This is a genomic window from Pseudomonas sp. MAG733B, from assembly GCF_036884845.1.
Taxonomy (GTDB): Bacteria; Pseudomonadota; Gammaproteobacteria; order Pseudomonadales; family Pseudomonadaceae; genus Aquipseudomonas.
The window spans coordinates 783776-796839 of sequence record NZ_CP145732.1 but is presented as its reverse complement, the minus strand read 5'-3'; the positions used below and the strand labels follow the sequence as shown (position 1 = coordinate 796839).

The following is a 13064-nucleotide window of genomic DNA, read 5'->3' as shown; positions in this document are numbered from 1 at the left end:
CGGGCCTTCTTATTATTTTAGGGTCATGGCGGTCTGCCACAGGCGTTGGCCGAATCGTAGCGGCGTGCCTAAGGATGTGTCAATTTCATGAATCTTCTGTATTTAGGCGAAAATCGTCTAAGAAATTGCTTTACGTGGCAGAAAATTCAATTTCACCGCGTTTTGACAGTCAAATTTAGTGCAGCAATTCCCGTGTTTTCGGGAAGGAAAATTCCGCTGGAAAACCCGTTTGTAACAACATCGACACAATTGGAAACAAACAACCAAGGGAACTTCTCAAGAATAATTAACAGAAGTAAATAGCAAGCATTACCATTCGCACTCTAAACGCTACAGCCAAAAAAAATTCTACGGATGCGCTTTTCAATGCCTGCCCCTTTTCGTCTTACGCCCTACAGTCTTGGGCTTTCTGCCTTGTTGTCTGCCGGTTTTTCCTACGCTGCACCTACAACGTTACCTGCCACTGCCATCAGCGCCGAAGCGGAAGCCGATGATCCCCGCGTGCAGGAAACCAACACCGCGACCCGCACCAACACGCCGGTACGCTATGTCCCGCAAGCCATCGACTCGATCAAAACCTCGAACGTCGTTGACTACGGCACCAACGATCTGGGCACCGCGCTCAGCGGCATTCCCAACGTCAGCAGTGGCGCCGACACCCGTTTCGACAGCCTGCGTATCCGTGGCTTCGACGCCAGCAATGACTTCTATCTGGACGGCATCCGCGACGACAGCCAGTACGTGCGCGACTTGCACAACATCGAACGCATCGATGTACTCAAAGGCCCGGCCGCTGTTTTGTATGGCCGTGGCAGCCAAGGCGGGATCGTCAACCGAGTGAGCAAACTGCCGGAATTCGGCCGCCGCTCGACCATCGAAGCCCAAGGAGGCAGCGAGGACCTGCGCAGTCTTTACGCCGACCTCAGCACCGATCCGTCCGAAAACATCAGCCTTCGCCTGAACATGGGCAACATGGACGAAAACAGCTTCCGCGATGGCGTGAGTGGCAATCGCCAATTGTTCGCGCCTTCGATGAGCTGGCAACTGACACCCGATTTGAACTGGCTGGTGCAGTACGAATACAGCCGCTACAACCGAACGCCGGATCGCGGAATCCCTGGCGTGAATGGCCGCCCGGCCGATGTCGGGCGCGATACGACCTACGGCAGCGAGCACGATTTCATCGACGACAAGTCGCAATCCCTGCGCTCGAAACTCACCTACGAACTCAGTGACAACTGGCAACTGCGCCAGACGCTGGGCGTGTTCAAGCTCAACAGTGACTTCGACAACACCTACCTCACCGGCTACACCCCGGCGACCAATCGGGTCACGCGCCAGCACTGGCAGCAAGACCTGACCACCCGCAACGTCTACAACAACGTTGAACTGGAAGGTGGATTCGATACCTTCGGCCTGGAACATCGTCTGTTGACCGGCATCGAGATCGGCAGCCAGCGTCGCGACCCGACGCTGTACACCGCCGCCACTTCCGGGCCGGGCAGTTCACCGGTGCCGTCGCTGGACCTGAACAACCCCAACCGCGACTTGCGCCACACCGGGCGCATGCAGGTATCGAGCAGTTCTCACACCGAAGTCGAAAGCCGCGCGGTGTATGTGCAGGATCAGTTGCAACTGAACGATCAATGGCAACTGCTCGGCGGTTTGCGTTACGACACGTTCGACATCGAGTCGACCAACAAGCTGCGGGACATTTCCGAAGACCGTGACAGTCACAGCACCAGCCCACGTGTAGGACTGGTCTGGACGCCACTGCAGAATCATTCGTTCTACGCGTCCTGGTCGAAGACGTTCTCGCCGGTCGGCGGCGGTTTGATCGGCATCACGCCGGGCGCGGCGGGTAACACCAACGACCTGAGCCCCGAGCTGACCAAGCAAAAGGAAATCGGCGTGAAGAGCGATTGGCTCGACGATCGCCTGAGCACCACACTGGCGATCTACGAGCTGGAACTCTACAACCGCCGCACCAGCGATCCGAACAACCCGACCATTACCTTGCTCACCGGCCTGCAACGTTCTCGCGGTATAGAGCTGACCGCTGCCGGCAAGATCACCGGCAACTGGTACGTGCGCGGCGGCGTGGGCGTGCAGGACGCAACGGTCGAGAAAGACAACAACGGCTTTGAAGGCAAGCGCATCAGCAACGTGGCCAAGCACAACGGCAGCCTGTTCCTGACCTGGAAACCGGAAATGGGCTGGTACGCCGAAACCGGCCTGACCCTGGTCGGTGACCGTTATGCCGACAACCTCAACACCACCGTGCTGCCGGGTTATGGCCGTTGGGACGCGTTGGCCGGGTTCCGGCAGAAGGATTGGGATTTGCGTGCGGCGCTGAACAACATCAGCGACAAGACGTATTACTCGTCGGCCACCAGTGCGGCGCAGATTCAACCGGGTGCGCCGCGTAGTGTGGTGGTGACCGGGACTTACAGTTTCTAAACACAAGATCAAAAGATCGCAGCCTGCGGCAGCTCCTATGTATGGACTCGCACCCACTGTCTACCCGCTTTTGAAAAACCGCTGCCCCGTTGCATCTATGTATTAGGCCTATTCGTGGAAGCCGTCTTCGGCTTCTGGCCAAAATTGGAAAAGCTCGTGGTATGCCGATTACAGTCAGGCCTCGAAGGCCAGTAGGAGCTTAGGCATCAATCCACGCCGGTCTTACCTGGGGTCAATTTTTTTCAGCAGAGGGTCAGACGGTTAGTACCTCGGTGGCAGAACTCTGTCGCTCAGTGGCCCATCGTCGCTGGCTGGCCATCACCCGCGTGGCGACGATAAGTCTGGTCATTCTGTAGAAGCACCCAGACGATTCGCAGGTTGCGGTTGGCTAGCCTGATCGCAGCCTCCTTACGGCCCAACCGGCTCATCCAGTGCAACAAGCGGCGGTCATCGGGTTGCTGGGAATCAGGTCGTAGTTGTTGCAGCACCGCATGGGCTCCCTGGATCATCAGGCTGCGTAAATAAGCATCACCTCGCTTGGTCATGCCCCCCAGCCGGACCGTCTCCCCGCTGCTGTGCTGGTCAGGCACCATGCCAAAGTACGCGGCAAACTTGCGGGCATTGGGAAATCGCTCAGGCTTGGTTTCCTTGGCCACCAGTGCCGTGGCAGTGATCGGGCCGATGCCGCGCACAGTCATTAGCCGCTTCGCCGTCATGTCGGTGTTGGCGGCCACTTCCAGGCGTCCCGTCAGTACGCTGATGCGCTCGCCCAAATGGCGCCACTCGGCCAACAGTTCGTCGATCAGTTCACGCAGCAGGCCCGGCACCGGTTGGGTGGCATCTTCCAGCACCCGCGGAATTTTCTGGCTGATCGCAACATCGCCCTGCGCCAAGGCTACGCCGTGCTCAAGCAGCAGGCCGCGCATCTGATTACTGAGGGCCGTGCGTCGACGCACATAGCCCTGGCGGGCGCGATGCAACGCCTGCATTGCCAGCGCCGTAACGCTTTTGACCGGTACTGCGCAGATTTTTTCATCGCGATTAGCCCGCAGAATCGCCAGCGCATCGTTGCGATCATTTTTAGGCCCGCTGCGATGTGTGGCCACCAAACCGGCTGGAAGAATCCGCACCGGATTGCCTTGGTCTTGCAGCTGCCGGGCCCAAGCCTGGGCACCCGGACCGGTCTCCATCAAAACCACGACATGCGGCGGCAACTGTCGGAGAAAATCATAAAACGCCTCGCGCGACTTGATCCGCTGCTCGTAGAACACCTGGCCGAGGATATCTTCACCGGCGACCTGAAAGACCTGTTTGGCCAGGTCGACCGCCAAGGTTGTGCAGGCCGACAAATCGGAAGAAGACACGGATTGATCAAACGAACTATGATTTTTCATGGACTCGCCCTCGCTGTCGTTGGCTGTTTAGACTGCCACCGTGGCGCATTGACGCCTCGGCTTGGGCGAGTCCATCCAATTACAGGAGGAATGCATTCCAATGTAGGAGCTGCCGCAGGCTGCGATCTTTTAAGCTGAAAAAAAAGCGCTGCCCTCCCGGCAGCGCTTTTTTTTGATCAATCCGTTGTTTTTCTTCTTATCCTTCCATCACATCCCACAACGCTTCCAGTTCTGCTTCGCTGAATAATCCAGCGGGGTAGCGCTCGATCATTGTCCGGCGCGGATCAGTTTCACTGATCGGACGCGTTCCATTGGACTTGAACCAGTGCGCCAGAATCTGGAGCGATTCGCTGTTTACCGCCAGGGGATGCATTGCCCGCTCGCTCACCACATTCACTTCGGCGTTCATTTCAGCGCTCTCTCCCGGTTTGTGAGCGGCTAACTTATCCAAGGTTTATGACAGAACAACTAAGTTCTCCCCCTCCCTGTTTTGCACCCTGAGCGATACAAGAGCTATGCCAATGTGTCCGGATTGTCGACGAGCGGATGCAAAAAAGCCCGCAGTCCTTGAGGGCTGCGGGCTTTGTGCAAGGCAGTGCGCGAAAACGTTTGCCTGATCGATTTCACAATCAACTCAAGCTGTTACAACTGCACTCACTCTTTGTGCGGCGCCGGCTGTTGTTGGGTAAGGCAGTGGATATTGCCGCCCCCCAGTAACAGTTCACGGCCAGGCACCATGACCACTTCGTGCTGCGGGAACAGGTTCTGCAAAATCTCTTTTGCCGGACCATCCAGCGGGTCGTCGAAGCTCGGGGCGATGATCCCGCCGTTGACGATCAGGAAGTTCACGTAGGACCCGGCCAGGCGTACCGACGGGTTGCGTTCCTGAGTGCCGTCGACCGGATCGACACCGGCGCACTCTTCCTCGGTCGCATAGAGCGGCCCTGGAATCGGCATTTTGTGCACCGTGAACGGGCGCCCCTTGGCGTCCGTGCTGCTTTGCAGCACTTTCATGGCCGCCTGACAGCGTGGGTAGTTCGGGTCCTGCGGGTCATCGGTCCAGGCCAGCAGCACTTCACCCGGACGCACGTAACAGCAGAAGTTATCCACATGGCCGTCGGTTTCGTCGTTGAACAAACCGTCCGGCAGCCAGATGATTTTATCCACAGCCAGATTCGCGCTGAGCACCGCTTCGATTTCTGCACGGTTCAGGTGCGGATTGCGATTGCGGTTGAGCAGGCATTCTTCAGTGGTGATCAACGTACCTTCGCCGTCGACGTGGATCGAGCCGCCTTCGAGCACGAAGCCCTCGGTGCGATAGCGCGAACTGCGCTCGATTTCGAGGATCTTGCCACCGACCTGCGAATCACGGTTCCACGGCGAATACAGGCCGCCGTCGAAACCGCCCCAGGAGTTGAAGTCCCAGTTCACGCCACGGACTTCACCGTTGTTATTGATGACAAACGTCGGGCCGGTATCGCGGACCCAGGCGTCGTCGCTAGACATCTCGACAACGCGGATATTCGGCACGTCCAGGCGAGCGCGGGCGTTTTCGTACTGGCCGGCGGATACCGCCACGGTCACCGGTTCGAAACGGGCGATGGCCTTCGCCACCGCCACGTGCGCGGCTTGCGCCGGTTTGCCACCCAGGCGCCAGTTGTCCGGGCGCTCGGGCCAGATCATCCAGGTCTGGGTTTGCGGTGCCCACTCGGCCGGCATGTAAAAGCCGTCTGCGCGAGGGGTGCTGTTCAAAGTGGTCATGGCAGTCAGGACTCCAGGGATCCGTCGAGGGTTTTGAGAGCACCATACAGGTTCGGACGACGGTCGCGGAAGGAGCCCCAGGCACTGCGTGTGTGTTCGAGTTTGTCGAGGTCGAAACTGTGGACCAATACGCCCTCTTCGGTCTCGTTGAGTTCCTGCACTTTCTCGCCGAACTGGTTGGCGATAAACGACGAACCGTAGAAGGTAATGTCGTAGCCGTCCTGCTCTTCGTTGCCGATGCGGTTGCTGGCGATCAGCGGCATCAGATTGGCGCCGGCATGACCTTGTTGCACACGCTGCCAGTGATCGCGGGACGAAATGGTCTTGTCGTGCGGCTCGCTGCCGATGGCGGTCGGGTAGAACAGGATTTCCGCGCCTTGCAACGCCATGCTGCGCGCGGCCTCGGGGAACCACTGGTCCCAGCAGATGCCCACGCCGATTTTCGCGTAACGGGTGTTCCACACCTTGAAACCGGTATCGCCCGGGTTGAAGTAGTACTTCTCGTGGTAGCCAGGACCGTCCGGGATGTGGCTTTTACGATAAATCCCGAGGTTGCTGCCGTCGGCATCAATGATCGCGATGCTGTTGAAACGTGCACGACCCGCCAGCTCGTAGAAGCTGATCGGCAACACCACTTGCAGCTCCTTGGCGACTTTCTGGAAGTGCTTGATGGCGACGTTGTCTTCAACCGTCGTGGCCAGTTGCAGGTAATCCGGGTTCGGCTTCTGGCAGAAGTACGGCGCCTCGAACAGTTCCTGAATCAAGATGATCTGCGCGCCTTTGGCGGCGGCTTCACGGACCAGTCTTTCAGCAACTTCGATGTTGCCTTCCAGGTCCCAGGAACAGGCCATCTGAGTGGCGGCGACGGTAACGATACGGCTCATGGATCATCTCCGGGCAAGTGCATTGACGGGCGAGCGTGGTTATTCACACCCTGGCAGTGGCGACTTTATATCCGATAAAAATCGGCTTTTAAAGCAATTACTTTGCCTCTCGTCTAATTTTAAGCACTTAATCCCGATAACAATCGAACTTCCAGCCTCACTTTAATGTGGGAGCGGGCTTGCTCGCGAAGGCGATGTGTCATTCAACGTTGATGCCGACTGATCCACCGCCTTCGCGAGCAAGCCCGCACATTGCCCCGATACATCAGAGCTACTGTGTTTACAGACCCTCCGTGAGCACCTTCGAGAGCATGTCGACAAAGAAATCCACGCTCTGGCGCGAGGTGACCATCGGCGGCTTGATTTTCAACACGTTGAGGAAATCACCGGTCGGCTGCATGAAAATCCCCAGCTCACGCAAGCGATCGCACAGCGCCGTGGTTTCCTCGGTCGCCGGTTCCAGGGTCTCGCGGTTACGGATCAACTCCACACCCAGATAGAAGCCCGAACCATGCACCGCGCCGACTAACGGATGAATATCGATCAGCGCTTCAAGGCGCTCCTTGAAATACCCGCCAACAACCTGGGCGTTCTCCCAGAGTTTTTCTTCTTCCATCACGTCCAGCACCGCCATGCCGACCTGGCAACTCACCGGGCTGCCGCCGGCCGATGAGAAGAAATAGCCTTCGGCCTCTAGCGCTTCGGCGATTTCCCGGCGAGTGATCACGGCGCCCAATGGCTGGCCGTTGCCCATCCCTTTGGCCATGGTGATGATGTCCGGCACCACGCCCTGCTCTTCAAAGCCCCAGAAGAAATGGCCCATGCGCCCGTAACCGACCTGCACTTCGTCGGCGATGCACACGCCGCCCTGAGCGCGGACCATGGCATAGACCTGCTTCAAGTAACCCGGTGGCAGCGAGATGCCACCGGCATTGCCATACACCGGCTCGCAGATGAAACCGGCCAATTGACGCTTCTGTTCAGCGATTTTTGCCAGGTTGTGCTCGACGCTGCGCACGTAATCCGGCGCGCTGTCCGGGCCACGGAATTCACCGCGATAGGTGTTCGGCGCAGTCACCGGGTGCACCCAGTCCGGGCGGCTGCTCAAGGCCTTGGGGTTGTCGGCAATCGACGTGGATACCGCGTCCGCACCGACGGTCCAGCCGTGATAGGCCTCCAGCACACTGAGCATGTCGCGTCCGCCGCTGTAGGCCCACGCCAGACGAATCGCCAGGTCGTTGGCCTCACTGCCGCTGTTGACCAGGAATACGCGGTCCATCGAATCCGGCGCCAGCTTCAGCAAGCGCTCGGAAAACTCGGCGACCGCTGCATAGTTGAACCGCGAGTTGGTGTTGAGCAGCGACCACTGGCGGCTGACGACCGCAGCCATGCGCGGATGCCCGTGACCCAGCACCGCGACGTTGTTGAGCATGTCGAGGTAAGAGCGGCCCTGCATGTCGATCAGGTGGTTGCGCCAGCCACGCTCGATGCGCGGTGGGTCGACGTAATAGTGTTTCTGCGTGCGGGCGAAACTGGCGTCGCGACGGGCGAGCAAAGTTTGCGAATCGAGCTCAGCCTCAGCATCGCAGGCCAGCCCCAGCAAGGCTGCGGGCGACGGGCACAACGCTTGCCAGGCTGCGGCGCGCGACGGCGTACAGAATAGCGGCTCATCGATCGCCGAACCACGGCACAACTGCACGATCAACGGCCCGCTGACCGAGCCCAACACCTGCCCTTTGACCAGCGCCGCGCCGCTGTGCAGCGATGGCGTCAGGCCCCACAATCGCACGCTCAATTGCGGGCCATCCAGTTGCAGCACACCCTGCAACGGTTGATGAACGACACCGGCAAACGGCGCCTCGACTGCCGTGCCATGGGGCACGCGCAACTCGACATGTAGCGCAAAGGTGTCCGGTTCGTTGGCGCTGTCCGGCCGGGTGCGCGACAACCGATATTGGCCGTAACGACTGGCCGCCAGTTCATGGGCGGCGGCGGCTTCGTTGAGCAGACGCTGATCGACGCCTTCCTGTTCCCAATTCCCTGCCTCGAAATGCGGGCTGAGGACGCCCAGATCGATCAAGGCAAACTCACGCCCGACCAGGCTCGGCAGCAGCGGCGCAAAACCTTCGCTGACAATAACGGGCAGGTTCTGGCCAACCGAAGTCAGGATCGCCGCTTCCATCAGTGCCAGCGGCACCGAAGTCGCGACGCGGAAAATCTCCCATTCGTGGGTCAGGTTGTCGCGGCTGTAGGCGTTGCCCGGATCGATGCTCACCTGCTGCTCGCCGCTGAGCACCAGCACCGCCGCACGGGCGACGATCAGCGGCCACAGCGCCAGCAACTCTTCATGGGTCAGCGGATTGACCGCGTGATACGCCTGCACCGCCGGCAAGATGCAGAACGGATCGCCTTCACCGTGATGCAACAGCGCCGCGCACGTCACCGACAAGTCAGTGATGCGCCAAGTGCGCACCAGATCGCCGAAATCGATCACACCTTGCAGTTGCCAATGTCGTTGCGCATCACGTTGCCACACCACGTTGTCATCGGTGATGTCCATGTGGATGGCTTGCACCGGCAGCTTGTCGACCAATGGCTGCAAGCGGCGCTCAGCGAGTTCGGCTGCGTCGGCGATCAGCTTGCGCTGGCCGTCATCCCGGATCACCGGCAACAGATGCGCGATCAGCGCCTGGGCATGACGCGCGTCCCATTGCAGGGTGCGCACCAGCCCCGGATGATCGAATGCCGCCAGCGCCAGATCCATCTCGCCGCACAAGCGACCAAAACCGGCCACCACCGTGGGGTTGAAATAATCGAGGTGCGTCAGCGACTGACCCTCGATGTAGTCCAGCAGGCGCACATGCACTGCCTGACCGCCGACATCCAGAGACAGCAGGTCGGCGCCGTTTTTCGCCGGTATCACGCGCGGCACATGCACCTCGGGATGCTCGCCCAAATGCTTGAGCCCGGCATGCTGGGCTTGCAGCTCCAGCGCCGAATAATCGCCCCGGCAGATTTTCAGGACGAAACGGCCCTGGTCGCTGTCGACGCGGTAGTTGAGGTCCTGCTGGCTGCCGAGTGCCTGCAATCTGCCGCTCAGTCCGTAGTGCTCCTGCAACAGCTCAAGCGCTTGCTCCGCAGTCACTTGCGGGCTGGGCAAACTGGCGCGATGAATCAACGTGGCGAGCGGCATACAACAACCTCTGAAATTTTATTAGGCGCCTATATCGCCACCGCTCGGGGCGATAAGCAACCCCTTGCCGGTCCGTCACGCCCAGCGGTGACGTGCAAGATGCTCGCACGTCGCCGTCTAGGCATAATGCGTCCATACCCACAGGCGTTCGATGCATATGACTCCGACCCTCCCCCGCAGACCCCGCTGGCGCAGCCTGGCCCTGCTCGCGCTGTGCCTGGCGCCGTTGCTGTGGCCGCTGGAGCATCTGGCCGAGCGTTACTACCGCAGCGAACTGGCCGGGCAGAACCGCCAGACCCTCGACCTTTATGTCGCCAACTTGCTGGGGACGCTGCACCGTTACGAGGTGCTGCCGCAGATCCTCGGCGATCTGCCGGCCCTGCGCGCCGTGCTCGGTGCGCCGGACGATGGCGTGACTCAGGGCAACGCCAACCGCCTGCTGAAAAACATCAGCGCCCAGACCGGTGCCGAGGTCATGTACCTGATGGACACCACGGGCAAGACCCTGGCCGCATCCAACTGGGACAAACACGACAGTTTCGTCGGGCGCAATTTCTCGTTCCGGCCGTATTTCAGTGAAGCCATGGCCGGGCGGCTCGGGCGCTTTTTCGGACTTGGCACCACGTCCGCCAAACGCGGTTATTTCTTCGCCGCTGCCGTGCGTGACGGCGAGAAGATCACCGGCGTATTGGTGGTCAAGGTCGACCTCGACCACACCGAAAGCCTCTGGGGCAAAACCCCTGAACAACTGTTGCTGACCGATCACAACGGCGTGGTCATCCTCACTTCACGCCCGGAATGGCGCTTCCGCTCGACCCGCCCGCTGAGTGAGGACGAGCGCAAAGCCATCAGCGCGATTCAACCTTATCCGACCCGCGATCCGAAGCCGTTGAAGCTCAGCCCCAATGCCTGGCTGACCCAGACCCAGGCGATCGCGGAAACCGGCTGGAACGTCAGCATTCTTGCCCCGCGCACGCTGATCGACCGCCCGGTGCGCACGGTGGTCGCCATCGGTGGCGCGATGCTGTTGGTGTTGATGCTGTTGCTCGGCCTGATGATGCAGCGCCGCCGTCATTACCTGGAACGGATCGCCTTCGAAGGCAAGGCCCGGCGTGAACTGGAAGGCCGGGTCGCCGAGCGCACCAGCGATCTGGAAGGACTCAACCGTCGATTGAAACAGGAAGTGTTGGAGCGCGAACAGGCGCAGCAGGAACTGGTTCGCGCCCAGGATGATCTGGTGCAAGCCGGCAAACTCTCGGCGTTGGGGACAATGTCCGCGAGCATCAGCCACGAACTCAATCAGCCGCTGGCCGCGATCCGCAGCTACGCGGAAAACGCCGAAGTGTTGCTCGACCACCAGCGCACCGACGATGCCCGTGGCAACCTCAAACTGATCAGCGAACTGACCGGACGCATGGCCTCGATCATCGCGCACCTGCGCGCCTTCGCCCGACGTGATCGCCATGCTCCGGAAAGCGTCGCCCTGCAACCGGCGCTGGACGATGCGCTGGCGTTGCTGGCCAAACGGCGGCGCAGCATGGAGGTCGAACTGATCCGCGATCTGCCCGCTGCGGCCTTGTGGGTCGAGGCCGGGGAAACCCGTTTGCGTCAGGTGCTCGGCAACCTGCTGGCCAACGCCCTCGATGCCCTCACCGAAAAAGGCCCGCCGCGTAAGCTCTGGCTGAGTGCCCAATCCACCGCCGACGGCGTCAACCTGTACATTCGCGACAATGGCCCCGGTTTCTGCATGGAAGCCCTTGGCCGCGCCAGCGAACCCTTCTACACCACCAAGACCCGCACCCAGGGCCTTGGCTTGGGGCTGGCGATCTGCGAAACCCTGATGCGTGCCTTCGGTGGTGAACTGTCGTTCGCCAACCACAAGGAAGGCGGCGCACTGATTACTCTGAAACTACGCGCAGGCGCGCCGGGTGTGAGCCTGCAACCGTCCGAGGACCGAAGTGCATGACCATCGACAACCGCATTCAGGTCGTGCTGATCGACGACGATCCCCACCTGCGCCAGGCCTTGAGCCAGACCCTCGATCTGGCCGGCCTGAAAATTCTGCCGCTGGCCGAGGCCAAGGGTCTGGCCGGACAACTGGAACGTGACTGGCCGGGCGTAGTCGTCAGCGATATCCGCATGCCGGGCATGGACGGCCTCGAACTGCTGACCGAACTCCACGCCCAGGACCCGGAGCTGCCGGTGCTGCTGATCACCGGCCATGGCGACGTGCCGCTGGCGGTGCAAGCCATGCGCGCCGGGGCTTATGACTTTCTCGAAAAACCTTTCGCCAGCGACGCCTTGCTCGACAGCGTGCGCCGCGCCCTGGCCTTGCGCCGACTGGTGCTGGACAACCGCAGCCTGCGTCTGGCGCTCAGCGATCGCAATGAGCTGAGCACGCGTCTGGTCGGGCAATCGCCGTCGATGCTGCGCCTGCGCGAGCAGATCGGCGCGTTGGCGGCGACTAAAGCAGACGTGTTGATCCTCGGCGAAACCGGTGCGGGGAAGGAAGTCGTCGCGCGCGCGCTGCATGATTTGTCGAGTCGGCGTAACGGCCCGTTCGTGGCGATCAACGCCGGGGCGCTGGCCGAGTCGGTGGTCGAGAGCGAGCTGTTCGGTCATGAGCCGGGCGCCTTCACCGGTGCGCAGAAGCGCCGTATCGGCAAGTTCGAATTCGCCAATGGCGGCACGTTGTTCCTCGATGAAATCGAAAGTATGAGCCTCGATGTTCAGGTGAAATTGCTGCGTTTGCTGCAAGAGCGTGTGGTCGAACGCCTGGGCGGCAATCAACTGATCCCGCTGGACATCCGCATCATCGCCGCCACCAAGGAAGACCTGCGCCAATCCGCCGATCAGGGGCGTTTCCGCGCCGACTTGTATTACCGCCTGAACGTCGCGCCGCTGCGCATTCCGCCGCTGCGCGAACGTGGCGAAGACGCGCTGGTGCTGTTCCAGCATTTTGCCGATGAAGCCAGCGCCCGCCACGGTTTGCCGCCCCATGAATTGCAGCCGGGCCAACGCGCGTTGCTGCTGCGCCACACCTGGCCGGGCAACGTACGCGAACTGCAAAACGCCGCGGAACGTTTCGCCCTCGGCCTCGAACTGGCGCTGGACAACAATGAGCCACAAGACGCTGCCGGCACCGTGGTGGAATTGGTCAGCGGCGGCTTGAGCGAGCAAGTGGAAAACTTCGAGAAAACCCTGATCGCCGCCGAACTGGCGCGTTCGCACAGCTCGGTGCGCAGCGTCGCCGAAGCCTTGGGCATTCCGCGCAAGACCCTGCACGACAAGTTACGTAAACACGGATTGAGCTTCGCCGACAGCGGCGGGGCCAGCCACAGCGACGACCTCGATTGAGCCGCCGTCAGATCA

The 13064-nt window shown here is 60.6% G+C and carries 8 protein-coding genes; 3 read left to right on the top strand and 5 right to left on the bottom strand.

Going from position 1 to position 13064, the window contains the following annotated elements:
• The first annotated feature begins 366 nt into the window (after positions 1 to 366).
• The gene (locus V6Z53_RS03665) at positions 367 to 2460 is read left to right on the top strand and encodes a TonB-dependent siderophore receptor (protein ID WP_338584196.1); all 2094 of its coding nucleotides are present in this window, start codon (positions 367 to 369) and stop codon (positions 2458 to 2460) included.
• Between the two features lie 290 nt (positions 2461 to 2750).
• Here the strand turns inward: V6Z53_RS03665 and V6Z53_RS03660 are convergent, their stop codons facing one another.
• From V6Z53_RS03660 to V6Z53_RS03640, 5 genes are all read right to left on the bottom strand, one after another.
• On the bottom strand, positions 2751 to 3809 hold the full coding sequence (locus V6Z53_RS03660) for an IS110 family transposase (protein WP_338586444.1): 1059 nt from the start codon (positions 3807 to 3809) through the stop codon (positions 2751 to 2753).
• Positions 3810 to 4050: 241 nt separating this feature from the next.
• Positions 4051 to 4263, bottom strand: coding sequence for a hypothetical protein (locus V6Z53_RS03655; RefSeq protein WP_338584195.1), 213 nt, complete (start codon positions 4261 to 4263; stop codon positions 4051 to 4053).
• A 245-nt stretch (positions 4264 to 4508) separates the two neighbouring features.
• The gene (aguA, locus tag V6Z53_RS03650) at positions 4509 to 5615 is read right to left on the bottom strand and encodes an agmatine deiminase (RefSeq protein ID WP_338584194.1); all 1107 of its coding nucleotides are present in this window, start codon (positions 5613 to 5615) and stop codon (positions 4509 to 4511) included.
• A gap of 5 nt (positions 5616 to 5620) precedes the next feature.
• Positions 5621 to 6499, bottom strand: coding sequence for an N-carbamoylputrescine amidase (gene aguB, locus V6Z53_RS03645; protein ID WP_338584193.1), 879 nt, complete (start codon positions 6497 to 6499; stop codon positions 5621 to 5623).
• A 280-nt stretch (positions 6500 to 6779) separates the two neighbouring features.
• The gene (locus V6Z53_RS03640; protein WP_338584192.1) at positions 6780 to 9692 is read right to left on the bottom strand and encodes an aminotransferase; all 2913 of its coding nucleotides are present in this window, start codon (positions 9690 to 9692) and stop codon (positions 6780 to 6782) included.
• 157 nt (positions 9693 to 9849) lie between these two features.
• Between V6Z53_RS03640 and V6Z53_RS03635 the strand changes: the two genes are divergently transcribed.
• Together V6Z53_RS03635 and V6Z53_RS03630 are read left to right on the top strand one after the other, a co-directional pair.
• On the top strand, positions 9850 to 11658 hold the full coding sequence (locus V6Z53_RS03635; protein WP_338584191.1) for an ATP-binding protein: 1809 nt from the start codon (positions 9850 to 9852) through the stop codon (positions 11656 to 11658).
• On the top strand, positions 11655 to 13049 hold the full coding sequence (locus V6Z53_RS03630; RefSeq protein ID WP_338584190.1) for a sigma-54 dependent transcriptional regulator: 1395 nt from the start codon (positions 11655 to 11657) through the stop codon (positions 13047 to 13049). The genes V6Z53_RS03635 and V6Z53_RS03630 overlap by 4 nt, the downstream gene beginning before the upstream one ends.
• Positions 13050 to 13064 lie beyond the last annotated feature (15 nt).

Coding starts and splice junctions, on each gene's coding strand:
- V6Z53_RS03640 (WP_338584192.1), bottom strand. CDS start 9,692: ATGCCGCTCGCCACGTTGATTCATCGCGCCAGTTTGCCCAGCCCGCAA.
- V6Z53_RS03665 (WP_338584196.1), top strand. CDS start 367: ATGCCTGCCCCTTTTCGTCTTACGCCCTACAGTCTTGGGCTTTCTGCC.
- aguB (WP_338584193.1), bottom strand. CDS start 6,499: ATGAGCCGTATCGTTACCGTCGCCGCCACTCAGATGGCCTGTTCCTGG.
- aguA (WP_338584194.1), bottom strand. CDS start 5,615: ATGACCACTTTGAACAGCACCCCTCGCGCAGACGGCTTTTACATGCCG.
- V6Z53_RS03655 (WP_338584195.1), bottom strand. CDS start 4,263: ATGAACGCCGAAGTGAATGTGGTGAGCGAGCGGGCAATGCATCCCCTG.
- V6Z53_RS03635 (WP_338584191.1), top strand. CDS start 9,850: ATGACTCCGACCCTCCCCCGCAGACCCCGCTGGCGCAGCCTGGCCCTG.
- V6Z53_RS03630 (WP_338584190.1), top strand. CDS start 11,655: ATGACCATCGACAACCGCATTCAGGTCGTGCTGATCGACGACGATCCC.